Source organism: Peptostreptococcaceae bacterium (genome assembly GCA_016649995.1).
Classification (GTDB): Bacteria; Bacillota; Clostridia; order Peptostreptococcales; family BM714; genus BM714.
In genome coordinates this window covers 1-25,226 of record JAENWJ010000003.1, presented here as the reverse complement: position 1 = coordinate 25,226, position 25,226 = coordinate 1, and the positions used below count along the sequence as shown (strand labels likewise).

The following is a 25,226-nucleotide window of genomic DNA, read 5'->3' as shown; positions in this document are numbered from 1 at the left end:
ATCAAAATGACAAAAAAATTCTTAATGACGGCCGAATCGGTGACCGAAGGGCATCCAGACAAGATCTGCGACCAAATTTCGGATGCAATCCTCGACGCAATAATCAAGGAAGATCCCGAGGCTCGCGTGGCTTGCGAAACAGCCGTTACAACAGGCTTGGTGCTTGTAATTGGTGAGATAACTACCAATTGCTATGTAGACATAACAGGAATAGTAAGGGATACAGTGCGAGAAATAGGATACACAAGGGCTAAGTACGGATTCGACTGCGACACCTGTTCGGTGCTTACATCCATAGACAAGCAGTCAAGTGATATAGCGCTTGGAGTTGACAATTCCAAGGAGAAAAAGGAAAGCGAAAACGATGAAGATCGTTACAATAAAACAGGAGCCGGAGACCAGGGACTCATGTATGGATTTGCATGCAACGAAACTCCCGAGCTGATGCCTCTTCCCATTTCTCTTGCGCACAAACTCGTTAAGCGTTTGGCTTTTGTAAGAAAGGACAAGTCTTTCTATCTCTCATACCTTAGACCCGATGGAAAATCCCAGGTTACTGTCGAGTATGTCGACGGAAAACCGGCAAGGGTTGACGCCGTTGTAATTTCTACGCAGCACAGCGAAACAGCTACACATGAACAAATCGAAAAAGACATGATCGAGCATGTTATAAAGGCTGTAATTCCCAAGAATCTGCTTGATGAGAATACAAAATACTATGTTAATCCAACAGGCAAGTTCGTCACCGGAGGACCACAGGGAGACGCGGGCCTTACAGGAAGAAAAATAATTGTCGACACCTACGGAGGATATTCAAGACACGGCGGCGGAGCCTTCTCCGGTAAAGATCCCACAAAGGTCGACCGTTCTGCATCCTACGCCGCAAGATATGTAGCAAAGAATGTTGTCGCAGCAGGACTTGCAGACAAGTGCGAGGTGCAACTGGCATACGCCATAGGTGTTGCCCGACCCGTGTCCGTAATGGTTGAAACCTTCGGAACTGCAGTGATTGACGAAGATAAAATCTCTGAGCTTGTTCAAAAGCATTTTGATCTTAGGCCTGCAGCCATTATAGAGAAACTTGACCTCAGAAAACCCATATACAAAAAACTTGCGGCATATGGACACATGGGAAGAGAAGACCTAGACGTTGCCTGGGAAAAAACAGACAAAGCCGAGATACTCCGAAAAGAAGCCGGATTAGATAAATAAGAAACATATTTAAAATCAACAAAAAGAGAAAGCGTAAAGTGAAAACCTTGCGCTTTCTTTTTTTGTGCAGCCGAAAATACGATTCTTAAACTGCGCCCCCTTCTCGATTTCATTTTTTTCTCACTTTCCCCTTGCACTTTCCTATCCCCAAGAGCAGGTTAGAGCTTCGGATTGAACGGCATCTTGAAAACCGATACAATCCGAAACACGGCTAGCTTCATATAACAAGCTTGGCGAATGAACCTGATTAAAAGCATCGAACGATCCATAGCTTCGCGTGCCCTGTAAGTATTCGTAGATTTTTGTCTTACTCCTTTCCCTTGCACTTTCCTATCCCCAAAAGCAGGTTGGGGCTTCGGATTGAACGGCATCGCGCGATGGATAGTTTCTCACCACTTTGGATAAGATAAAATCGTCAGAAATCCGCTTTGGCCTTGGCCCGATGCGAAGCGAGTTTGCGGATTTTAGGTTTTATCGAAAGACAAAGGGGATTGAAAAACATCAGCAGGGCGCAGCCGGAAATGCAAGCCCTAACCTGCGACCCCTTTTGATAGACAAAACCCATCGAATACCCACAGGGCACGCGAAGCATGAGCAGTTCGCAGCTGCATAATTAGTTCACGAGCCAGAGGATGTAAGAACGTACCTTGCCGAAAATTCGATTCTTAAACTGCGACCCCTTTGGATTTCCTTTTTCCCTTGTACTTTCTTATCCCCAAAAGCAGGTTGGGGCTTCGGATTGAACGGCATCGCGCGATGGATAGTTTCTCACCACTTTGGATAAGTGAAAATCGTTAGAAATTCGCTTTGGCCTTGGCCCGACACGGAGTGAGTTTGCGAATTTTAGATTTTCGCGAAAGACAAAGGGGGCTGAGAAACATCAGCAGGGCGCAGCCGGAAATGCAAACCCCAACCTGCGACCCCTTTGTAACCCTTTCTTAATCAAGTCCCCCTCCCAACAGATGTATAATGAAGGCATCAGAACAATCAAAGGAGAAAAATATGCGAAAAGTGCTAGGCTGTATGCGAAAAGCCGCCCAGGAATATGAAATGATACAACCGGGAGATGTAATCGGTGTTGGAATATCCGGAGGAAAGGATTCACTTACCCTTCTCTATGGGCTCCACCTGCTAAGAAACTTTTACCCGGTTCCATTCACAATAAAAGCCTTCTCTATTGACATGGGATATGAAGAATTCGATTTCGGCCCAATAAAAAAATTCTGCTTAGATCTTGGAATAGAATACATCATTGAAAAAACAAACATATATAAAATCGTATTTGATGTGCGAAAGGAAAAGAATCCATGCTCGCTGTGCGCAAACCTCAGGAGAGGGGCCCTTTACAACCTGCTAAAGAAGCACGGCGTAAGCAAGGCTGCCCTAGGACATCACAGAGACGACGCTATAGAAACTTTGCTTCTAAGTATGTTGTATGAAGGCAGAATACACTCATTCATGCCGGTAACCCATCTTGACCGCCAGGGAATAACCGTAATAAGGCCACTGGTTTATGCCGAGGAAAAGGACATAATTAGCGCAACAAGGCGCAACAACTTTCCCGTAATAAAAAGCAAATGCCCCGCCGAGGGCGCAACGAAAAGGGATTACATGAAGGAACTCCTGCGTGAGATAGACAAAGAAAACCCCAGAGGACGGGAAAATCTCCTCAAGGCTCTTACAAACCCCAAACAACTAAGCATTTGGAACCCAAAACAAAAGTAAAATTGAAAAGAGGATAATGAAATGAAAATGAAAATGAAAAAGATAAAGATATTTTGCATAGGTTTGGCTTGCCTTCTTGCTTCCGGCACATTTGCCTTCGCCGATTACGACATACTGCACGAAACTGAATTTACCGAACAGATAGGAAACGGTATCACATATACGGAAAACATGATTTTTACAGAAAACGGTTGGCTTCCAATACATATCACAGAGGGAGACCTGTCAGAAAATGGGGTGAGCCTTAGCCTTCTCTCTGAAGAAAAGGCAAACGCAAGAGCCGCGCTTTCAGTCCTTGCTCTTGCGCAGCCAGGTGCCGTGGCAGTCGTAAACGGGGACTTCTTCGACACCGGCCTTTCAGTATCAATGGGCCCCGTAATAAAAGACGGCATTCTTTTATCCAGCTCAATAAAAGACCCCGGCTTCAACACCGCATGGACAGATGCTGACGGCATGCTTCAAATCGGAGGAGCCTTTGAAGAAACATATACGCTTAATAACCTCTCAAGCCGAAGCAAACTCTCCGTGGAATTAATCAACAAGCCATATCTTAAAAACGACAGAATCATAGTATACGATAAGGCATGGGAAGGCCTTCCTCCCCAAAAGCCCGACGCAATATACATGGGAGTCGCAAATGGACAGGTAACCGGCTTTGAAACAGAAGCATCCTCACTCGACATTGATTCTCTAGATTTTATTGTTGCAGCTATCGGTACAAAAGTATCAGCTTTGACAGAATCCTTCAAGCAAAACCAACTGGTTAATCTGGAAATGGAATTGATTCCTTCAATAGAAAACATCACAGACGCATTCGGAGGAGGGAGCCTCCTTCTTAAAAACGGAGCAATTCCAAGCAGCTTCTCCATGCCTATTCCGGGACGCAACCCCAGAACGGCACTTGGCGTAGACAAAAGTGGAAGCAGGTTTTGGCTCCTTACGGTAGACGGCAGAAGCTCATCGGCAGCAGGAATGACAGAGGCAGAGCTTGCCTCCTACATGAAAAACCTTGGCGCATGGAACGCAATCAACCTTGACGGTGGCGGCTCGACAGAAATGCTCGCTCGCCGCCTTGGCGAAACGAATCTTTCAATAGCCAACACACCTTCCGGCTCGGCCGAAAGGTGTGTTGCAAACGCAATAGCGGCAACAAGCCTCAAGACAAACCTTGCAGCCTCGGATTTTCGCATAGATGTATCGGACGAAAGGGTTGTTGACGGCACATCGCGTTTACTAGAAACCCTATTTTTCGACAAGAACAGAAACCCCGCTATTGGCAACCCCAATGAAGTGGAATGGTCTGTAGCCGGAAATGGGCTAGTTAAAAGCGGACGCTTCTATCCGGAAGGATCAGGACGCTCGACAATCACGGGCACCTACAAAGGCAATTCTCGTAGCATAACCCTTCTATGCGTAGAAAATCCCGTAGGAATCCGTCTCTATCCGAGAAACATTTCACTCGACCTTAATGGGACTGCGGAAATAAAAGCAATTGTCCATACCTCCGAAGGATATGAAGTTTCTGTCGACTTCGAAGACATTTCAGCCACCGTTCCGGATCGTATCGGTAGCCTTTCCGGCAACACCTTTTCCGCCTCAAACCGTGCATCAAGCGGTAAAGTTTCGGTTTCTCTCGGCACCTTCACCGATGAAATTCCGGTTTCAATAGGATACACTTCATTCGTTTTCAACGACTTTGAAAACCCAGGAGACACATTCTCCGGGTATCCAGAGGCCGTAACGGGGTCCTACGGAATAGATGGCGGCATAAGCAAAATTGGCGACTCATCGGGAGTCATGACATATGACTTCAGCGGCAGTGATGCCACCAGGGCCGCCTATCTAAATCTAAATAAAAAAATATACTCCACGCCGTCCCAGATAGGGCTTTGGATAAAGGGCGATAATGGCGGAGGACACTGGCTCAGGGCCAAAATTACAGACAACGAAGGAAAATCATCTACTTTAGACCTTGCTCGCTATGTGGACTGGGATGGCTGGCGTTTCGTTAAGGCGTCCATCCCATCAGGTGTATCATTCCCCATACGGCTTGAACAAATTTACCTAGTAGAGACAGATCCCGAAAACAAAGCCTCGGGTCAAATTTGGTTCGACGAGCTGACAGCCTTCTACAAAACACCATCAAGCGGCCAGGTAAATGTTCAAGAACTCGCGATTCCCAAAGACGAAAACCTTCTTGACAATGCGCCCGAGAATCCGCTCCTCACCATCTCAGTCTTTGGAAACACAAGGCCTGTTTCCACAATGCTTGACAGACTAATCCATATAAGACTTGCAGCTTTGGCCGAAAAATCCAACTTTGCTTTGGCTCCTAGTCCTATTAGCGAAGATCTTAACAAAAGACTGAAGGCCCCCCTAATAGGGAACTCCGCCGGCTATAGCGCCACGGGCGGCACAAACCTTCTTGTTCTAAATCTCGACAACTCTTCAAAAACAGGACTTCGAACCTCAAGTGCATCCCAGATACCATGGCTCAGAGACCAGCTCGAAAAGGCCGGAGAAAAAAACATACTTCTGTCTATGTCCGAGCCGTGGAACTTCTCCGACCCACTAGAAGAAGATCTTGTACTTGAGTGGCTCGAGGATTACAGAGCGCGCACCGGAGGAAAAACCTATGCAATTGTCCCCTCAAGAGATGGAAACTTAATCAGCAAAATGAAAAGTGGGCTCAAGATTATAGCAGCCCCTTCAACACCCAAAATTGCCGGAATAGACATATTCACCGACCTAAACCTTATGACCATATACATCACCAATGACGGGCTGAAATACACATCGGATCCCATCTATAAAAGACCATAAACAAACCCCCTCTTCCGAAGAAGAGGGGGTTTTCAGTTTGCAGATGGCAGTTGGCAGTTTGCAGTAAATACAAAAGCTAAAAACTCAAACCAAACACTTGAACCCTTATTTATGAACACTTTGAATTTCTTTAATCTTTTTCTTTAATCTTTTTCTTTTATCGTTTATCGTTTATCTTTTATCTTTTATCTTTTTCTTTCCACTTTCCACTTTCTACTTTCCACTGTTTTTTCTTTCCACTTTCCAACTTTCTACTGTTTTTAAAAACTCCCTAAGCCTTTCCTTCAACACTTCCGTATCCCCAAATTCAATGCCCCCAGCCAACCGCTCCATGGGACACTTGCCTGTTTTTTCCCTGTTCTGTATGAAAGGCACCATTGTTTTGAAATGATACTCCATCTTTGCATCAGACAAAACCTTTTCTGCTTCCTCGCTTATTACAAGAGCATAAAGCCTGGCAATCCCTGCGTCGACCGCAAGCATTGCAGCTGCCTTTCCTATTACCTTGTCGGCAAGACTGCTTCCATCAGACAATGACCTTTCACCTGTTGCAATGTCATACATCGGTCCTATTCCTCGTCTGTCATCCCTCTTCAAAACTTCTCCGTTTCTTACAAGCACAAGAGCCCTGCCCTCGCTATAAAGCATATCCACAGCCATTTTCAAATCCTTATGCATCTTTTTTCCCCCTCCTATACCAGCATCACTATCACCGGAATGGTGAAAATAGATACAAACGTTGACACAAAAACAAGCCTCGATGCTAGATGGTAATCATTTTTATACTTCGATGCCATGAGAGCCGTGTTGGCCGCAGTAGGCATACCTGAAATGACAGCCGGAATCCCTACCATGTATCCCGTAAAACCCAGGGCCTTTAGGGAATACAATATCACAAGAGGAACAAGTGTCTGGCGGAGCACAGAATACGCAAGCGCCTTCTTGTCTGTAAGAATATCCTTAATTTCCACATCCGCCAGTACCGACCCAATAAAAATCATCGACAGCGGCATGGTAGCGCTCCCGAGCGTTCCCAATGTGTCATATATTATTTGCGGCAAGCGGATTGAAAACAAGAACAAAATGAATCCGGCAAAAACAGCTATTATAGCCGGATTTAGAAACCTCTTGATTTCAAAGCTTGCAACCTGCCCCTTAAATTCCTCATGATCCTTGGTAAGTATCCAAAGACCTACTGTCCATATGAAAAGATTGAACGGCAAATTAAAAATAGCCGTATAGAAAACCCCTATCTTTCCATAAACGGAATTGACTACAGGGTATCCCATGTAGGCCACATTCACAAAAATAAACGCATATTGATAAATGGCCGTTTGGCTTTTTTCGCCTCCCACTATCTTCGGAATCAAAAATGATATAGCCATTATAACCGAATAAATTACTATGGAAATGACAAAAATCTTTCCGCTTTTAGCCAGAATCTCCGGTGAAAAATCAAAATCCATCGATGTCAATATCAAAGACGGAAGCATCACGTAAAGCACAAGATTTATCAAACCTTCGTTCATTTCATTTTTGATTATTTCAAACCTCTTTGCCACGAATCCTGTTATTATCATAAAAAAAAGAATCAACACCTGCGTTACAACTACCAAACCGCTTCCCCCTATCCTATACCCTTTTAATCAAAAAAATCATATATATCGTCCTCTCCGCTGTTTACGAATTCATAAAACACCGGCTCCTCCATTAACATATCCTCGTTCTCAACAAGCATTTCGCCGTACGCCTTGCCGGAAAGCATCTCCTTGGCCTCTCCCATCTTTTCTTTCTCGAATGAAGCAACAATAAGCTGCTCTCCGCGTGTTATGAAATATACGCTGTGTATGTCTCCGTTCAAATAATACAAATCCTCTTTCACATGGTCGTTGTCCTTGTTGAAATATGTGAAAAGAACCCCGGATTCATGTATGCTGTTCATCATAGATGGATTCTCTATCTTAAAAACCATCAAGAACTCTTCAAAGGAGTCAATCTCATAAATAGCCAAATACTCCGGCTTTTTAAGCAGAAACGCCGCCTCTATGTTTGATACACGCATATCCTCAAGCTTTTTCGCCATGCGTATCTTGTAGCCATCTTCAGAATGTACAACCTTTAATTCGGAATGCACAAGCATATAACCGAATTTGGCCTCAACAAGCGATTCCGTCTGGCAAACTCTGCCCCTTTTGGTCTTTCTTTTGCATGAAACTTCATTCCTGAGAAGAATACCATCTGGAACATCGGAACTGATATTGTCTTCCACCATGTCGTCCATAAGAAAGCCGGCAGCCACATAATCCCCGCCGAAAATCCTCATCAAAAAATAATGTATGCAGTGGGCTTCGTTTTCGATATGCTCGCATATCCTGCCCATAAGACCTTCCACATCGCAAATAGTATCCGAATCTGCTAAAAGCTTTTCAAACTCCCCGAACCCTTCAGGAAGGGGTTCTTCGTTCTTTAAATTTAAATCATAGAACCATCTTAACAGATAGATGAGTTCATTGTAATATATAGTTTTAAAAGATCCTCCAAGTCCGCCCATCATATGCATTGCTATATAGTCAATTTCATATATGTTGGGATTTATTAGACTCTCGTATCCGTCAATTCCGTAAGCCTCGCTATCTAAGTGGAAAAATTGATAAAAGAAATCGCCGCTTTCAAGCTTCCAGCAAACCTTTACCCCAACGACACCCATAAGCCTGGTGTTTGTCGCCTCGGCCCAAAGAAAACTCCCGGGCCCAATGCCTGACAAATTTCCCTTGTCTCGGCCGCCCTTTAGAATTTTCAGTTCTGTTGATTTATTTTCTTTCATTTCTACCACCTGCCTTAGATTCCATCCTTTGACAAAGTCTGATTCTTAAACCGTTCCGGATTTTCACCCGTCTTCATCATATACTTCCGCGTGAGAACCTTGCCCAATTCAACTCCAGGCTGATTAAAAGCATTGATGTTTAGAAGCTCCCCACAATAAGCCGTTTTGAGCTCCTGCATATATATAAACTGGCCCACAGTCTCCTCATTGATCTCAGGAAAAACGATGGTAAGAATTGGCCTTCCAAATTCAGAAAGAGCATCCTCTGTGGCCAATTGTTCCGCATTCATTAATTCTGACAAGCCCCTATTCGCAAGCACCTCAAGATTCTTGTAGCCTGAAAAACGTCCCGGAATAGCCATATCCCTGCGAAACCTTTCAACCCTTAAAAAAGTTATAATCTTATCGTCCGGACCCTCGGCATAAAGCTGAACCTGCGAATGCTGATCTATCGTGCCAAGCGCCTTGACAGGAGTCTGCCCGGTATGGACAACCTTTTCATCATTGTCGCTCTTCTTTCCAAGACTTTCAGCCCAAAGCTGGGAATGCCAGTCCGACAAATATCTTAGCCTGTCGGCATAGGGCATCAAAACGGAAATATTCCTTCCGGCTTTCATCATCATGAAATGCACAGCGGCATCCATCAGTGCAGGATTGTCCTCCGGGTAAAAATTGTTGCAGCGATTCGCCATATCTTCGGCCCCCATGAGCAGCCCGTCAATATCTATGCCGCAGGTGCAAGCCGAAAGCAGTCCCACCGGAGAAAGAACCGAGAATCTCCCCCCTACATTTCCAGGTATATAAAAAGTGTCTAGACCTTTTTCCCGGGCAATATCCAAAAGAATGCTATCCTTTGCATCGGTGGTTGCTATGATACGCTCGGCAACAGCCTTTTCCGGAAGATTTTTATATAGCCAGTCGTAGACTATCATAAAATTTGACATGGTTTCTGAAGTACTGCCCGATTTAGTTATAACATTAAAAACCGTTTTTTCGGGCTCCAGAATATCAAGCAGGTCACCAACACTTTCAGGGTCAGGATTATCCAACACATAAAATTTGGGACCATTCCGAATGGATTTCGGTTTGTCATTGTAATACTTTCCGTTCAAGGCCTCATGCAGAGCCAAACTGCCAAGACTCGACCCTCCAATGCCTATGACAACAAAATTATCAAACCTTTGCCTTATCCATTCTGACTTTTTCTTAATCCTTTCAATATCCTTTTGATGACTCACCAAATCCATGAATCCAAGATAACCTTGATTTCTTTTCCTTAAAATTCTGCTGAAGGCATGCTCCAACTCATGAATAATTCCCGATAAATCCGTCTTTGCCCGATCATAATCAAGCCTGATATCCATAGGACTCCCCTTTCCATATTCCTTTTTACCCTTCACACTGCAAACTTCTTTACTGTTTTTTCTTCCCAAAGCACGTTAACTTCGGATTACGCGACATCACACGATGCGTTGTCTTTTGCTTTTGCCTTTGTCTTTTACTGCCAGCTGCCCACTGCCCACTGCCCACTTATTTTACTTCTCTTCCTTTTGATGCACAATATGATAAAATAAGGGGCTTTCAGAATAAAAAGCCTTTTCTATCGTCAGGCATTTTCTAAAGCATGGCCTACTAAAGAATTTATTTATTTCGTTTATTCCATCCTCGCTATATGTTACAGCAACCAGTTTGCCTTCATCCATGAGAAAATATAAACCGAAAATATCATCATTCATGAAATAAGTCTGCTCCTTATAATGATTATTGTCGCGCTTAAACTGCGTGTAAAGCATTCCCTTTTCATGTTGCTCCCTTTCGACACAAGGCTTTTCAACCAAAAGAGCTTGTCCAAAACACTCCTTGTCCGCAACCTGATAAACCATCAAATATTCAGTCCTCTTTATAATCATTGAGGCCTCTGCAGCCGTCAAATGTTTCTTTTCGAGAAACTGCGCACCAATAAGCTTTATGCCCTCTTCGGTATCCATAAGGCTTAATCTCGCCATTACGATAAAATAATCGGTTCCCTTTCTTGCCAATGCAGTGCAATTGACGTACCTTGTCCCCGGAAAACATTCTCTTGGAATAACATCGTTTTTAAGGAGAATGGATTTCCCGGGCAATGTAGCAAGCTCAAGCCTGCTTCCCACAACCAAAAGCTGCTTTTCAGCCTCGATGTCATTTGCAAGAGCCCTACTCATATAATAATTCGCGGCTTCAAAATCAGTTTCCATTTGTTTCGAAAGCCTCTTATCCAGAATCCTCCTTGCATCATCCGGCACAACTTTTTCGCGATTAAGCAAATGAGCATATTCAGCAGTTTTTCCCGGAAGAGGCAGATGAAATTTTAGATTTACAGCATACATTAGATTCAGCAAATCTATAGCATCCCTCTCGGAAAGACTTTCGAAATTCTCTCCGTAAACACCTATTGCCTCCTTCATCATGTCCTGCCTTTGCTCTTCGGTTCCATTAAGAAGACTCTTGTAGCCCTTTATACCCTCGCTCTCAAAATCCATGCAAAAGAATTGCATGAGCTGTCCACTCGGCACCTTCCAAAGAACATAACACCCGGCAACCCCAGTTAATCGTGTTGCAGTGCATCCGCTTTCCAAAAATTCATCTTCATCGTTTCTTCCCACAACATGCAAGAACCCCTTTTCCATGCAAACCTCCCCATAAAACATTTTTTCTCTTTATGGATTTACTCTTTTTAGTTTTTTATCTTTAGTCTTTTTCGTTCTACTTTCTACTTTCTACTTTCTACTTTCTACTTTCTACTTTCTACTTTCTACTTTCTACTTCCCACTATTTTACCTCTTCAATCAATTTGCTGACTTCACCTATCATATCCTCCATCTTTTTAGAAGCCTTCGCCTCATCCCTATCCATGACCGAGAAATATATCTTAATCTTCGGTTCGGTTCCGCTGGGCCTTATGGCAAACCAGCAACTATCTCCAAATTTAAATTTCAAAACATTGGATTTATGGAACCTCAAAATTTCCGATTCCTTTCTGTCCACATAGGTTTTAGTCGATGAATTGAAATCAACTATTTCAGTTACAGCAGCTCCGCCGATTATCCTTGGCGAATTATTCCTGAAGCTTTTCATTATTCTCCCTATGCGTTCCTTGCCGTCGCGTCCCTCAAGCCAAAGCGAAATCAGGTGGTCCTTGTAGAAGCCGTGCCTTTCCCACAATGCCCTAAGTGCATCATGCAGAGTCATGCCATTGGCCTTGAAAAAGGCTGCCATCTCAGACGCTATCATTGCAGAAATAACTGCATCCTTGTCCTTGGTAAAGTCTCCTGCAAGGTACCCTATGCTTTCCTCGTATCCGAAAACAAAGCGCTTTCCGCCCTCTCTCTCAAGCTCCATTGCCTTGTCGCAAATCCACTTGAAGCCTGTCAGAGTCTCGTAACTGTCCACGCCGTAATGCCTTGCAACAGCTGCTCCCATGTCCGATGTCACAACCGTCTTGACGATAAAATCACCTTTCATTAGCTTTTTATGCGAAAGAATATAATCTATAAGAAGCGGTCCCACCTGGTTTCCCAAAAGCGATTCAAGCCTTCCTTGGCTGTTTCTTGCCGCAAGTCCAACCCTGTCCGAATCCGGATCGGTAGCTATTACCAGGTCCGCTCCGTTTTTCTCTGCCAGATCAAGCGCCATTTTAAGCGCCTCCGGCTCCTCAGGATTCGGCTTTTTCACCGTCGGAAAGGTTCCATCGGGCTTTTCCTGTTCAGGCACCACAGTCACATGCTGGAATCCATCCCGTGAAAGCACCTCTGTAACAGGCTCTAAGCCAACCCCGTGAAGCGGCGTATATACTATTTTTAAACCCTTTACAGCCTCGCGGTTCTCAGCATTCACAGTCGACAAACTTAAAACCGATTCGTAATATTCCTCGTCCATTTCGCTGCCTATAAGCTTTATCATTCCCTTTTTTAGAGCCTCTTCGCGATTCATTCTCAAAATCCCCTTGAAGCCCTCAATCCTTTTAACCTCAGCAATAAGAGGCTCACTTATCTTGGGGACTATCTGTCCCCCGTTTTCCCCGTAAACCTTGTACCCGTTATACTCCGGCGGGTTATGACTGGCGGTGAGGACAATACCCCCCGCACAACCCAACCTCTTCACTGTAAATGAAAGCTGGGGAGTGGATCTTATTCCCTCGTAAAGATAAACCCTTATGCCGTTTCCGGCAAGAACCTCTGACGCCTCCCATGCAAATTCATCTGACTTTATACGGCTGTCATAGGCAATTGCAACACCCTTCTCCGCCGCTCCGTCCACATTTTTATCGAGATACGAAGCCAGTCCCTGGGTAACCTTTCTTATATTGTATTTGTTTATTCTGTTCCGGCCGGCCCCGCGAATGCCTCGCATTCCTCCGGTCCCGAATTCCAGGTCCTTATAGAACCTGTCCTCTATCTCTTCAGCGTCGCCTGCAATACCTTTCAACTCCAATTTTGTATCTTCATCTATTTCTTTTGCAGCAAGCCATTCCTCGTAAAATTTATTGTTTTCCATTTCTCTTCCTCCCTTTTTCAATATCTCTCGCAACTTTTCGATTTGCTTTATCTGAAATAAATAAGTCCGTTTTTTTTTCTTCCCTATTCATGAGAATACCCATAAATTCAGCAAGTATTTCGTCCTTGACGTTTCGTGAAAGCATCAAAAGCTCGTTTTGCTTGACAAAATCCGGCAGCTTGTTGAAAACGCCACTGTTCGTTGGCTTATATTTCTTCTTTGCCTCATTAAAAAGCTCCTCCATGCTATAAACAGCAAAACGATTTACATTGTACGCCTTCGCCTGCTGCTCCAGAAATCTCAACAATAGGTCTCCATATGTAGCCGTATCCTTAAGGTCGAGCACCGCAGCCATCCTAGGCAGTATATGCTCAAACAGCATGCGCCTCCAAGGCATTCCCGAAATTCCGAAAACTCTTCCCATTTCAAGAACGGTTTTCTCATCCAGGCCCTTGAAAAAATCCAGAAAAAAATCTTCTCCCGCGTCTGTTTCAATGCAATACTTTTCGCCTCTGTATCCCCTATATAACCTAAGCGTATCATAATAGCCCATTTCGATGTTCCTTAGCGCCTTGTCGTTGGTAAAATCCAGTGTGCGGCCCAGTGGTTCCGATGGAGTTATGTAGGTTATGTTTAGGTTCTCGTGGTCCACCTTCTTAACCCTGCCCATGCCAAAGGACCTTATTACTATTATATCCTTATAGCCCTTTCTCGCTAGGAGATTCACAGGCATGTTGTCATGAAAGCCCCCGTCAATAAAAATCTTATTGTCTATCTTTTCTAACTTAAAAACAGGCACAGACGCAGAAGCCATTATATAATCATGCATCTTGCCCAAGGGAACATCCTCCTTGTATAACTCAAGAGGCTTCATGTCCGTGAGAGAAAAAGTAACAAACCCGAAATCCATTTTCGAATCCCTAAGCATTTTCTCATCTATATTGTCCCTGATTATGCCCTTCACAAGGGTTGTGTCAAGACCATTGTTCTGCATTATTTCCTTGATAGCTTTTGCCGCATAAGAAAGGCTCTTTTCATCAAGCTCAAAGCCTATTATGCGTTTAATATAACCCTCGTCAACATCAAAAAGCGTTGACGGTCTTATCCCGTGCCAAACATCGTAGCACCTCTCGAAAGAACCCTGAGCTATCATCGCACCGTTGATTGCTCCAATGGATGTTCCCGCAATCCCGTCGATCTCTATTCCAAGCTCCATAAGAGCCTTGTATGCTCCAACCTGATAAGCTCCCTTGGCGCCTCCGCCTTCAAGAACCAAACCCAGCTTCCCCATAAATTATCCTCCTATTGTCACTCCCTCAAAAAGACAAATGAAACATGCCTCAATGCTGAGATTTCTTTCTATTCAGATTATACCATTAGAACCCTTTGCATAACCACAAATTTAGAAGCCGCGTCACTTCTAGCAGGGTTTGCCTATCAATTGACAAAGACACCCAGCGGGTGTCTTTTAATATAAAAATATTTGAAATTCGGCAAAATCTTTTCACTTATGCTATCTGCATTATTTGAGAATTTGTCTCTTTACCTTGTATGTTATATACGGAAAATATTTCAAGATAAACTCGCTGTACATAGGCATCATCGAATCGGGAAGGGATGTAAAAATATCCTCCCAATAAACAATCTTAAGCTTTTCCAGATAAGTTGGCTTTAGAATATCCTCAATTATGTGTATGTAGCTCTTAAGCATCTCGTTCTCATAAGGAAGCATGAATACAACAGAATCTTCCCCTTTAATTTTAAGAAGCGATTCCATTATTTCATAATGCTTGAAGAATATCTTTTTCTCCTTATAAACATCCCTTATGGCATCCGACTTTTCAAGCGCCGGCTTATAAATATCCTCATACGCCTTTCTGTTTTCCTCAGTATCCTCAAGACTACCATAAGCCTTTCCTGTGTATTTGATATTGAAAAACATATGACCAATCTCCGTTTCTATGTCAAGCTCAAAGTGATCTTCGCGATTAATGCAATCCTTGTAATTGATTTTTCTGTTACCCATGCCGATTATTTGGATGAAATCCTCAAGATATCCTCCCTCTATCAATGGATAAAAAAAGTTTATGCAAATGGCCTGGGCAGAATCGAGATGGCAAAAGCCCTCGTCATTCTCTTTCAGCGCATAGGACGAGTTCCAAAAACGTTCCCTGTATTTCTGGATTATGTTCTTTTCCTTGTCCCCCTCGGGCAAAATGAAGCAATAATTGTACACGCGCCCGTCATACCGGTAAACACCTTTTTCCTTGACTCTCAAAAAGTCCATCTTGTAGTGGCACATATGCTCCTGAATGTAACTTTCGAACCGCTTCATGATATCCCCACCTTTAGGTTTCTACTTTCATTATATACCATAAGACGCATCGAAATGTTAATTTTTTATCACAATTTGCAATATTTATATTCACACACACAATCAACCCCCGAAATCAATCGAAAGATGCCTCCTCGATATTATTTATCTTATTCTTTTTCTGTAAATCTATCTGCCATTGCCTGCTCTTATCGTTCCGTTCCTCGGACCATATCCGCTTCCGTATCCGAATCCTCTCATCTTTATTTGTTAAAAACTGATTTGCGACATCATTACGGCCTTTTCGAGTTTTTCGTCCTGTTCCATTTCAGCGCCGTTTTTTATCTGCCTCTCTACTTGAATGTATTCACTAGTACCGAATACGCTTTTTCTTATCTTAATCATGTAAATAAGATTAAAGCAGTTGAGGATTGAATTTTGTTTCAAATCCGTAAGGCATATAAGCTGTGTATTGTATTTCTCTGCTATCTTGAACAGCGGCTTGAGCAAATGCTCGGATGATATTGGCCCAAAGGGATTATCCATAACAAGTACCTTTGTATCCCTGTTCCTTCTATAGTCATCCTCAAGCTTAAGGCTCGTCCTCGTATAGGACATCAACGCCACAAGCACGGCAAAAAACGAAACGAATCTTTCCCCACCGGAATTCTCCTTTATCACCTGTTCCCATGTTTTGTATCTGTTGTTTCTAGAATTCACATCTATCTTGTATGCGCGAACAGTCATCTTGCCCATATCGGAAAGTACATTTAAAAGTTCCTTCGTCGACATATATCTGTGAATTTTCTTGCGAACATCTTCAATTTTTTTGTTCTCTTTCATGTCCTCTTTTATTATCCCAATGCAATTCTCTATATACATTTTCATCTTGTCGATATTTTCCTTCTCCACGGCTTCAAGCGGCTCCATATCAATCTTCAGCATAGGAACCGGGCGCGACTTCCCTTCAAGCTTTATGGAAGAATTCTCGCCAATCTTTTGAATTTCGTCGTATACCTGCTTCCCATGCATATAACTATGTTGTATCATGTCCCTTTTGGTCTTCTCGAAACTCGAAAGCATTTGTTCACAGACCTTTATCAACTTGTCCAATATTTCTTTGCTATCTGTCATCCTTTCCCACAGATAATAGTAGTCATCCTTATTGCTCCTTGCCTTTTGAACTAACGATCCCAGTCCGTCAAAGATTTTTTTAAGGTTTACATTCTTATCGACAAATTCGTTTTTCATGTCTCCATAGTTTATTTCTGCATTCCTCTCAAGCTTTTCATTCTCTGCCTTTACGTCCCGAAGATCCATTTCAAGCTTCCCAAAATCCTCCCTGAAACTTATTACTATTTCATATCCGGCGTCTTTGCTATATGAACCAATGTTTATCTTCGCTTTTATATCACTTATTATGTCCCTGCACTCACTGCATATCTTCTCAAGCTCAATAATCCTTTTTTCGGCGCTTCTCATTCCGGCTACTTCCGTCTCCCTACGGCCCTCAAAATTCATCTTTATCGATGATCTTTCCAAAATGACATCTGTCAGTTTCAATATTTCCTTTTGCGCAGTTTCAAGCATCCCCTCGGCATGTTTGAGGCTTCCATACGCTTTGTTCAAAGCCTCATCAGCTTCCCCGCAACTAGCCTCCAAAGCGCGCCCCATAACCTTAAGCTCCTTCAACCTTTTCAAGTCAAAGGCAACATCCCTGTATTCCGATTCCTTTAACTCGCACACTTCAAGCATGGTCTCTTTTTCTTTTAACTCTCCGAACTTTTCCTCCAGCTCCTTCTCAAGCTCCTCAAGGCGTAACGATATCTTGCTATGCAGGACCCTCAGCCTTCCCTCCATGGATTCCAGATCATCATCCAAAAGCTCTCCGTCCACGGCCTCCGCATAGCACGCATACCCCTTCTCCTTATCTTTTATCTCCATGCCCAGCCTCATTATAATATCACCTATGGATTCCTTCTCTTTACCTAGGCAATCCTTTTCTTTTTCTTTTCTTTCCCTTTCCTTTTTATTCCCACGCAAGCCATTTTCGCACTCTGCTACAAGCTGCCTGCTTGCCTGATACCCTTTTTCTTTTTCTATAAATTCCCCAAGCCCCCGCTTCCTCGCTTCGCACTCTTTTGCTAGCGAACCGATTTCGACGATCCTTTCTCTGCACTCTTTGAGTCTTTTCTTGATTCTGTCCCGCTCTTCACCAAGCCTTATTGTTTCCTCGTCTATCGAAGCAATGCGCGCCAAGGCGCTTTCATTCTTCTTTTCAAGCTCATAGGCATAGTTTTCGTCAAAAGCGAATAGATTCAATTCTTGCGCATCATTCCTCGCGCAATTGAGTTCCTCCCTATAGTGCCCGAGTTTACCCTCTATTTCTTTCAATTCTCTTTTTTTCTCTTCCATGTAAATTTCCAAATTGTCGGTATCTATCATCTTCTCGTCGTAGAGGCATATGAAACGAATTCCGTCCTGCACCTGAAGCAAATTTCCTTCTGAATCAAATTTATTTTTCACGTCCCCATAGGACATAATCGGCACCATCTGATGCATGTCTATACCAATTTCCATTGTCCCTATACTTGCAATGTCATCCTCGTAGAGCAAAAACGAAAACGGAAGCATAGGATTTTTGCTTGTAAGCGCGCCTCTTCTTTCCGGCTTCTGCTTCCTAAGATAGTTTTCCCCGGTTTCAAAACCAATATCGTGGTTTATCAGCCATTGCTTGAATTCCTTGGAAACATGAAGCGATCCGTCCCTCAATGAATCAATGTTTTCCCTCATGACTCTCACATCCAGATCTATCTCCCTTTCCTTTTTTTCAAGCTCTTTTATGATCCCGCAAAGGATCATACTGTTCTCTCCATGCCGAAATCTTTCCCTGAAATCAATTTCGTATCTCTCAAGCAAAGGCTTTACTGCTTCTTCCTTGTCTCGATAGTCTTCGATTTTGCCCGCGAGCCTCGAAAACTCTACCGCCGCATCCTGCCCACTTTGCCTTTTCTCCTCCAAGTCCTTTTCTATCTGCACTTCCCTCTCATTTGCCCTTACAACATCACCATCAATATCAGCTTTTTCTTCCTTCAAGTTATTGAGCTCATTTTCTGCAGCAAGAGAATATCTTTCATAATAATCATTCTCTATCTCTCCCAGCAGATTTCTTTCGTATTTTATGGAAAGGGCTTCAGCAGCCTTCTTCTCATAAATTAGAAAATCTTTCACTTTATTTTCGGCTCCGCCTAACTTTCTTTGAAGCAATTCAGTATTGGAGCCGATGGCCCTCAAAACCTCATCCAATTCACCTATTTCACTTTCTATTTCCTTCTTTCTCAAACTCGCTCCGTCTATCTCGCCCCTCAGTTTCTCCAAAGCCTTCTCGTACGCAATCCTTAACGAATATTCAAGGTTCTTTATCTTTTTCCTATTGTCCCCATCATTTTTTATCTTGCCGATCTTCTCTTTTATAATTGAAATTGCTTGCTTAAGCGCTTTTATGCGCGCGAATCCCCTTGCGGCTTCCTGAACCGCGATTCCCCTCTTATTATTCTCAAGCTCTTTTTCGGCAGCCTTCAGCTCTTCCTCTTTTTCAGCTCTCACTCTCGACAATTTCCCGACCTTATCAAGAGCATCGTAGTATTCCTTCGAACGCTCCTCGAGAGTTATCCTATTCAGTTCCTCTTTGCAAGCAGATATTGCTATTCTTTGCGTTTCCGTCTCCTTGTTGGCAATCCCGAGCCTTTTTAAGAGGCTTCCGTACATCCTCGCCATGGAATCCTCTATTTCCTTCTCCTTGTCGATGGAAATCATCAACTCGTCAAGCCGGATAAGATGGTCCTCGGTATCCTTGAGAAACTCATGGTAAATTTCCTTCTCGTAGATATACGCTTCGTTGTCTATCATTTCCTCGACCAGATTTTCGAGCATCTTTTCCAACATATTCTGATCCCGGTCCTCTTTATTTACAACTTTTTCAATCGATTTCAAAATCCATTCATTCATCAATATCTGCGATGTCTTGCATTTTTCGAAAATCTCGATAACCCCACCCTCAGACTCATTTATCTTGAGAACTATCGATTTCCACTCGTCCCGAAAAATGTTGTAACTCTCGAGATATCTTCTGTACTCAACTGCATCCTCTTCGGTAAACATCCTGACATCTGAACCTGAGGCCTTTTCCTTCCCTCCAATGATTCTCTTTGCTTCCCTGAACTCCTCTATGCTAATGCCGTTTCCATGTTTTTCGACCAGGGGAATCCCAACTATGTCGAAAGCATTCTCATTACGATATGCCGATGTAAATGTAAAATATTTTACATTGTTGCCCGGTTCCTCGCCTTCTCCGCCTCTCGCTATCCTGTTTGCCAGTCCGATTCCCGTAAGCAGATAGCCACCTTCATCCTCGAGCTTCCACTCTATCATCACGTACGAAGGAGTATTCCTGCCTATGAAAAAATCCTCTATCCTCCTGCCCATGAGTTTGGATTTGGGAATAATCGGCTGAAACAACAGCTGCACAAGCACACTCTTTCCGCCCCCGTTCTTTAGGCTCAAAAGAGCGTTTTCCCCTTGGTAAAAATCGAAGGTCTCGTCAAGTATGTTCCTGTTGTTGTTATTATATGAAAAATTAATAATCCTAATCCTGTTAATCTGAGGCATTATTCCACCCCCCCCGTCCGGAATAGTCCGTTTATCTCGTCAATCCTGCTGTCGTTAAGGAAATAATATGTCATAAGATCGTCGAGTTTCTTAGTCGTGCGTATTTCCTTTTTGTCCTCTATGAATCTTACAAGCTTCTCGTCTCTTAGTAAATTGCAAACCCTTGTTACCGTTCCGTGCTTCGTAGTGCGCTTGTTCATCTCGAGTGCAATCTTCTGGTTCCAGAGCTCGGCGATACCTATCAGATTGACATTAAGCTCCTCTTCTTTTTCAAGCACTTCCTCCCGCGCCCTGCTTAAAATAGAATCAAACCTCATATCAAGTTCTTCTATCAGTGTCATCACCCTAATAAACTCCCGTTGCTTGGGATTCTTATTTTTCCCTCCATAAAACTTGAACAATAGAAACATCGTGATATAGTAAGCAAGATAGTTGTCCTTAAGTGTCGAATTAGACCCAAAATAGCCCTTGAAATTCTTCCCTTTAAATCCCAAAAATCCGTTATCGCAATTCGGAAGAAGGTAAATAGTGTTTTTTATCTTTATTATCCTGCATTCCATTTCTTCCTCGAATTCGCCGAGAGCATCCTGCACCTCCGAATTCAAGTATTCGACAAAAAGATCGCTGCTGTCTTCCCTATCGAGTTGCCCATTTTCCAATAGCACCCTAAAAATTTTCACTGCCGAGTTAATTGAATTCATCCCGTTTTACCACCTTTATACAAAAATTAGACATCTCTATCTTGCTTATTTCTTTTAAGGCGCCTTCCTTGCTTCTATTTATCTCCACTTCTATGAGTTCGTCTCCAAGCTTCGATACATCAAGCCTCTTGACTCCGCGGAGACATTCCCGTTCATCCGCCAGCCTGCCGAGGCAATACTCCAGGTTAAACTCTTCAGACAGATTCATGACAACCTTCCCGCCCCGTCTTTCCCATTCTTCAACATCTATAGATCCTATGTCATAAAGCTTCAGGATTGTCATAAAGAGAAGCCTGTCTTTGGTGAACTTTTCGAATGTTTCCTTATCGGCCTCAAGTGAATTTATCACCTCATCAAAACTGACCTCTCTTTTTTCACGTACATATGTCAAAAGATATTCCATTATCTCTACATACGTTTCATTTATTCCTTCAATCCTTTCCCTCTCGCAATCTTCCATGAGCTCTTCCTTTTCGATAACAGCACTTTCTTCGCCGCTTTCGAGCTGTATCATTCCTTGGGGCTCATACATGCTCCTTATATTGATGTTAGAGTATACATTCGGCATGAAAAGCGGATTTACAAGTTGCCAGAACTCATCTGCCATATCGACATGCTCTTCCATCTGTCTTAATATGATATCCTCCATGTCATACCTATTTTCAATATTGCGCTCAAACGAATCGCTCATCGTAGCCTTATATATCTTTGTCAGGCTCTGGCGGTTTACTATTAGATGCCTCTGCTCGCTCAGAGCCGCTTTTATATTTTCGCCAATCTTCTTTATGTCATGCTGAGCTTTTCTCAATTTATCGTCAAGCTCCATGCCCGCTTGGCAATCTTCCCTAATCCTGTTTTCCGACTTCAGGGCCATATCCATGATATCCCCCATAAGGCTGTATTCCTCACCCAGCAACTTATATGTACTGTCTACAAGCTGTTCATATTCTCCAATATCCACATCATGAATATTTTCCTTTATTTTCGACACAAAGAAACTGATTTCCTTTTTCTTTTGCCGCACCATCTGTATTAGCTGCAGGCTTTGGTCATGGGCCTTCTTGAAATTTTTTCGCTTTATAAGCTCCCTTAACTTCAATTCCTCTATGGTCATCTTGATTTCCTGATCCACCTCTTTGGTTCTGAAAAGAAAATCATATCCCTGATCCGTCAACGAATAATTTACCCTATATAAGCCCCCGTCTTCTACCACGCGGTCCCTTATCAATCTAATCGGAATATCCATTTTATTTCCTGACGAATAGCTCACTGCACTAAAAGAATATGAAACTCCCTCATTTTGAAGCACATTCTTTATTATATATCCCGTCAAATTACCAAGGTCGCCCTTGTCTATCTCAAGACCATAATGTTCCGGGAGTATGCTCCCTATGAAACCCTGAATATGGTCAATATCGCAATCGCTGTCCTCCGAAAGCGTTTTCTCCATGATATAAAGAAGCACCGAAAAAACCAGGCTCACAAAATCATTGTCTCCGAAAAGACTTTCAATCTCCATATCCTTTTTTTTGCGATTTACAATGGATTCAACAACCCCCACTATCTCCATTCTCTTTTCAAATCCGTCGAGAAAGTCTATCATCTATGCCTCCCCCTTATCCATACATTTCTTTAGCATGGCGTAATTCAATATTTCCTGGGGAATATACCTTCTGCTTTCCAATATGTTTCTTATCACCAAGGCATCATCCTCGCAAAACCAACTCAGGAAACCCGAAACGTCCACCTCTTTCTGCCCTTTCTTAGTGAATGGCAATTCATACTTTTTCGACTCCTCGACCATCCAAGTGTACAGCTCCGTGCAAAGAGAAATGCTAATCCCCTCATTCCGCAATACAAGCTTCTGAAAAATATCTATGCCTTCATAATCCAAATCTCCAAAATAGAAATATCGGTTATTGCTATTCCCGAGCAAAAAATTATAGTCCTCAAGTCTCATTCTTCTGCTTATGATCTTCTTTCCCTCTCCATAAAGCAGCACATTGTATTCCCTAAAAAGTCTGTTCTTGCTTTCTTCCTTCATGATCTTCCTCAATCCAAACCAAGTGTCCTTATTTTCGAGAATCAGAACATTCGTTTTTTCCCCAAAAGAAAAAACATAGTCAAAAAAAGGCTCAGGCGTTTCAAAACAATTGAGTTCTGACATGTCCCAGCCATTGTACTTGAAAATTTTCTTGACAACAGAACCACCCTTCAACAATTTTTCTTCTCCCCATATCTGAAAAGATCTCTCGTTAACCGACATTACTTCATTAAACTGCCCTTCATTTTTCCACAAGAAATCACTTAGCAAATCGATTTCTCGCTTGTTCTTGATATAATCCGATGGTCGTTTCGCATATTTGGAATGATCGAACCGCGGATGCAGCTTCTTGATATCTTCAATAGCCTCAGCATAATCAGCTTTTGGCCTAATTATCCTGTACTCATTAAAAACGGACGGACTCCTGCCGTTCCTGCCTGAAGACTTTACCGGCTTTAGTATACCTTTCTCAATAAATCCCTCGACGAGCATTGCAAAATCATAGTACTCGCCTACACTCGCAATTTTTGACAATTCATCAATCGAGATAATTTTGCGCTTAAATGAAAAAAGCTTTCCTTTAAACATACGTTCTCCTTAATCCGCTGTTTGCTTCCGTTTAATCGTCCTTTGTTGTAACCTGAATTCCCGAGCAATTATAACGTGGTTGGTGGCTTAACACCAAGCTTGTGATAAAGTCCCTCTTGTTTCTTGGTCATTTCACCAATACGTATGTTATTTCCTGGTTGCTCAAAGCATTCAATGATATCCAATTCATCAAGTAGCTCCTGCATTGTATACTTTTTGAAAAGACCTTGATCAGACATCTGTTTTTTTATATAAGACAAATAGACTAACGCTATGAATTGCACAAACAGCTTACCTTCCAAGGCACTATCAGATGAAACGGTTGTACGTCGCATATTCAGACGTTCCTTCAAATTACCAAATCCTTTTTCTATCAAGTCTTTGTTTCGGTAGATTTCCAATGCTTCTATCGGTTCATTGATTTCGTTGCTAATCAATGCAAAGAAACCATAGTCTTTTTGAGCTTGATTGATTGCCTCCTGTTTGGCAGTTACTTTGGTTCCTCTTACTGGTGTTGTTGTTACATCAAAATACTTATTGTATTGCTTCTCATTTTCTGGCTTTCGCTTGCCTGAAATTAGTTCTTCTTCAAGCTTATCCAGGAGAAGGTTGAACTTGTTTTCCTGTTCAAGGGCTTTCTCGCCATTGTAATAGATGTGGAGATACATTCTTCGAGACTCTTTGATGACATCACATTTATAAGGACGGATTTGTGTATACTCCCAAGCAATCATGGCTGTATGTGCATGAAGTTGGTACATGGTGTTGTAGTTTGACCTAGACCTTATGGTATCACGTACCTGATCTAACTCTTTACGTACAAATTTCAAGGACACTTTTGTTGCCATTAAGAATTTTAGGTGATTTTGATAGAGTGCATTGACATTATCTTCGCTGTAGAAACCACGATCCATTACCAGTTTCACCTTGGCAAAGCCTAAAAAATCCATGTCTGCAAGAAGGTTTTTCAATGTTTTGACATCTGGTATGTTTCCAGGTAGCTTCCGGTAATAAAAAGGAAGATTGGATGTTTCACCAAACAACAATGCTAGATTAATCTGCGCCAGAGGATCATGGTCCTTGTTTCTGCCATACTTGACCTGCTTAAGCGATTCCGAATAGGAAGATATACTGGTTGTATCATAGGCCCAGTATTCATTTTCAGTTCGGCGTTTTCCTTGGAGTTTGAAGAAGTGTTCTTTGCTGTCTTCTGTGATGGATGAAAAAAGTTCACTGCTTCTTTGAGATGAAATATTCTTCTCGTAAGGATGTTTGTGAGTACGCTCCCATTTCGGAAAGCGACTTAATGGATTCCGATCTTCAAGAATCAAGTAATATGCAATAGACAAGATCTGCTTATAGGTGTCCGGGAAGCAGGTTCTCAAGTCTTTGGTGACATCAAGCTTGTCGCCTAAAGCGTCAAATAAATAGGTAGCTCCATAAAAACTACGTTTTGCTTGCGTCGCAGGTACTGGTCCTCGCTTTAGAGGCGATACAGGCTGGGGTTCACTGAAGCGTTTTGATGGGATGAGATTACCTGCTTCATCTGATTTACCAATGCAGACACGCTTACTTCTTGATTGCTGCTTTTCCTTGTCCCAATAGTTGGTTGATTCATATACATAGGTAGTGCCGTTTTTCTTATTCTTCACATATACAAGAGCCATAGTAGTACCTCCGTTCCACGTTATAATTATAACATGTTTCGGAAGGTTTTACAAGGATAATATGCTTGAAACAGCGTCAAATCAAGGGTTTACGACATTCCTCGTTATAATTTTTCGGGAATGCAGG

At 42.7% G+C, this 25,226-nt stretch carries 16 protein-coding genes; 3 read left to right on the top strand and 13 right to left on the bottom strand.

Annotated features, from left to right (window positions below):
- Positions 1 to 6 precede the first annotated feature (6 nt).
- The 3 genes from JJE29_01140 to JJE29_01130 all read left to right on the top strand — a co-directional run bounded on the left by JJE29_01140 (position 7) and on the right by JJE29_01130 (position 5,760).
- Positions 7 to 1,212, top strand: a complete 1,206-nt coding sequence (locus JJE29_01140) for a methionine adenosyltransferase (protein ID MBK5251242.1) — start codon at positions 7 to 9, stop codon at positions 1,210 to 1,212.
- Between the two features lie 1,002 nt (positions 1,213 to 2,214).
- Entirely contained in the window at positions 2,215 to 2,937 is a 723-nt protein-coding gene (locus tag JJE29_01135; protein MBK5251241.1) for a tRNA 2-thiocytidine(32) synthetase TtcA, read from the top strand.
- 21 nt (positions 2,938 to 2,958) lie between these two features.
- Complete coding sequence (locus tag JJE29_01130; protein MBK5251240.1) at positions 2,959 to 5,760, top strand: phosphodiester glycosidase family protein; 2,802 nt, start codon at positions 2,959 to 2,961, stop codon at positions 5,758 to 5,760.
- Positions 5,761 to 5,973: 213 nt separating this feature from the next.
- Here the strand turns inward: JJE29_01130 and JJE29_01125 are convergent, their stop codons facing one another.
- The 13 genes from JJE29_01125 to JJE29_01065 form a co-directional block, all read right to left on the bottom strand.
- Complete coding sequence (locus JJE29_01125; GenBank protein MBK5251239.1) at positions 5,974 to 6,438, bottom strand: DUF1893 domain-containing protein; 465 nt, start codon at positions 6,436 to 6,438, stop codon at positions 5,974 to 5,976.
- Positions 6,439 to 6,452: 14 nt separating this feature from the next.
- Positions 6,453 to 7,376 carry an AEC family transporter gene (locus JJE29_01120; protein ID MBK5251238.1) on the bottom strand — a complete coding sequence of 308 codons (924 nt, stop codon included), beginning with the start codon at positions 7,374 to 7,376 and terminating at the stop codon, positions 6,453 to 6,455.
- A 26-nt stretch (positions 7,377 to 7,402) separates the two neighbouring features.
- Positions 7,403 to 8,584 carry a hypothetical protein gene (locus JJE29_01115; protein MBK5251237.1) on the bottom strand — a complete coding sequence of 394 codons (1,182 nt, stop codon included), beginning with the start codon at positions 8,582 to 8,584 and terminating at the stop codon, positions 7,403 to 7,405.
- A gap of 14 nt (positions 8,585 to 8,598) precedes the next feature.
- Positions 8,599 to 9,984 (bottom strand): glucose-6-phosphate isomerase, encoded by a 1,386-nt coding sequence (locus JJE29_01110; protein MBK5251236.1) that lies wholly within the window; start codon positions 9,982 to 9,984, stop codon positions 8,599 to 8,601.
- Positions 9,985 to 10,119: 135 nt separating this feature from the next.
- Positions 10,120 to 11,250, bottom strand: coding sequence for a hypothetical protein (locus JJE29_01105; GenBank protein MBK5251235.1), 1,131 nt, complete (start codon positions 11,248 to 11,250; stop codon positions 10,120 to 10,122).
- 142 nt (positions 11,251 to 11,392) lie between these two features.
- Positions 11,393 to 13,117: a phospho-sugar mutase gene (locus JJE29_01100; protein MBK5251234.1), complete on the bottom strand. Its 1,725-nt coding sequence runs from the start codon at positions 13,115 to 13,117 to the stop codon at positions 11,393 to 11,395.
- Entirely contained in the window at positions 13,104 to 14,408 is a 1,305-nt protein-coding gene (locus JJE29_01095) for a patatin-like phospholipase family protein (GenBank protein MBK5251233.1), read from the bottom strand. The genes JJE29_01100 and JJE29_01095 overlap by 14 nt, the downstream gene beginning before the upstream one ends.
- 231 nt (positions 14,409 to 14,639) lie before the next feature.
- Positions 14,640 to 15,452 carry a hypothetical protein gene (locus tag JJE29_01090; GenBank protein MBK5251232.1) on the bottom strand — a complete coding sequence of 271 codons (813 nt, stop codon included), beginning with the start codon at positions 15,450 to 15,452 and terminating at the stop codon, positions 14,640 to 14,642.
- Between the two features lie 249 nt (positions 15,453 to 15,701).
- On the bottom strand, positions 15,702 to 20,099 hold the full coding sequence (locus JJE29_01085; protein MBK5251231.1) for a hypothetical protein: 4,398 nt from the start codon (positions 20,097 to 20,099) through the stop codon (positions 15,702 to 15,704).
- Positions 20,099 to 20,800, bottom strand: coding sequence for a hypothetical protein (locus JJE29_01080; GenBank protein ID MBK5251230.1), 702 nt, complete (start codon positions 20,798 to 20,800; stop codon positions 20,099 to 20,101). The genes JJE29_01085 and JJE29_01080 overlap by 1 nt, the downstream gene beginning before the upstream one ends.
- A complete protein-coding gene (locus JJE29_01075) occupies positions 20,787 to 22,403 on the bottom strand; it encodes a hypothetical protein (GenBank protein ID MBK5251229.1) in 1,617 nt (538 codons plus the stop codon). Before JJE29_01075 ends, JJE29_01080 begins: the two co-directional genes overlap by 14 nt.
- The gene (locus JJE29_01070; GenBank protein ID MBK5251228.1) at positions 22,404 to 23,432 is read right to left on the bottom strand and encodes a hypothetical protein; all 1,029 of its coding nucleotides are present in this window, start codon (positions 23,430 to 23,432) and stop codon (positions 22,404 to 22,406) included.
- A gap of 68 nt (positions 23,433 to 23,500) precedes the next feature.
- Positions 23,501 to 25,099 (bottom strand): IS1634 family transposase, encoded by a 1,599-nt coding sequence (locus tag JJE29_01065; protein MBK5251227.1) that lies wholly within the window; start codon positions 25,097 to 25,099, stop codon positions 23,501 to 23,503.
- Positions 25,100 to 25,226 lie beyond the last annotated feature (127 nt).

Excerpts from the sequence above, each read along its gene's own strand:
- JJE29_01085 (MBK5251231.1), bottom strand. The coding sequence starts at position 20,099 with ATGCCTCAGATTAACAGGATTAGGATTATTAATTTTTCATATAATAAC.
- JJE29_01065 (MBK5251227.1), bottom strand. The coding sequence starts at position 25,099 with ATGGCTCTTGTATATGTGAAGAATAAGAAAAACGGCACTACCTATGTA.
- JJE29_01115 (MBK5251237.1), bottom strand. The coding sequence starts at position 8,584 with ATGAAAGAAAATAAATCAACAGAACTGAAAATTCTAAAGGGCGGCCGA.
- JJE29_01080 (MBK5251230.1), bottom strand. The coding sequence starts at position 20,800 with ATGAATTCAATTAACTCGGCAGTGAAAATTTTTAGGGTGCTATTGGAA.
- JJE29_01140 (MBK5251242.1), top strand. The coding sequence starts at position 7 with ATGACAAAAAAATTCTTAATGACGGCCGAATCGGTGACCGAAGGGCAT.
- JJE29_01125 (MBK5251239.1), bottom strand. The coding sequence starts at position 6,438 with ATGCATAAGGATTTGAAAATGGCTGTGGATATGCTTTATAGCGAGGGC.
- JJE29_01105 (MBK5251235.1), bottom strand. The coding sequence starts at position 11,250 with ATGGAAAAGGGGTTCTTGCATGTTGTGGGAAGAAACGATGAAGATGAA.
- JJE29_01095 (MBK5251233.1), bottom strand. The coding sequence starts at position 14,408 with ATGGGGAAGCTGGGTTTGGTTCTTGAAGGCGGAGGCGCCAAGGGAGCT.
- JJE29_01135 (MBK5251241.1), top strand. The coding sequence starts at position 2,215 with ATGCGAAAAGTGCTAGGCTGTATGCGAAAAGCCGCCCAGGAATATGAA.
- JJE29_01075 (MBK5251229.1), bottom strand. The coding sequence starts at position 22,403 with ATGATAGACTTTCTCGACGGATTTGAAAAGAGAATGGAGATAGTGGGG.
- JJE29_01100 (MBK5251234.1), bottom strand. The coding sequence starts at position 13,117 with ATGGAAAACAATAAATTTTACGAGGAATGGCTTGCTGCAAAAGAAATA.
- JJE29_01130 (MBK5251240.1), top strand. The coding sequence starts at position 2,959 with ATGAAAATGAAAATGAAAAAGATAAAGATATTTTGCATAGGTTTGGCT.
- JJE29_01070 (MBK5251228.1), bottom strand. The coding sequence starts at position 23,432 with ATGTTTAAAGGAAAGCTTTTTTCATTTAAGCGCAAAATTATCTCGATT.
- JJE29_01090 (MBK5251232.1), bottom strand. The coding sequence starts at position 15,452 with ATGAAGCGGTTCGAAAGTTACATTCAGGAGCATATGTGCCACTACAAG.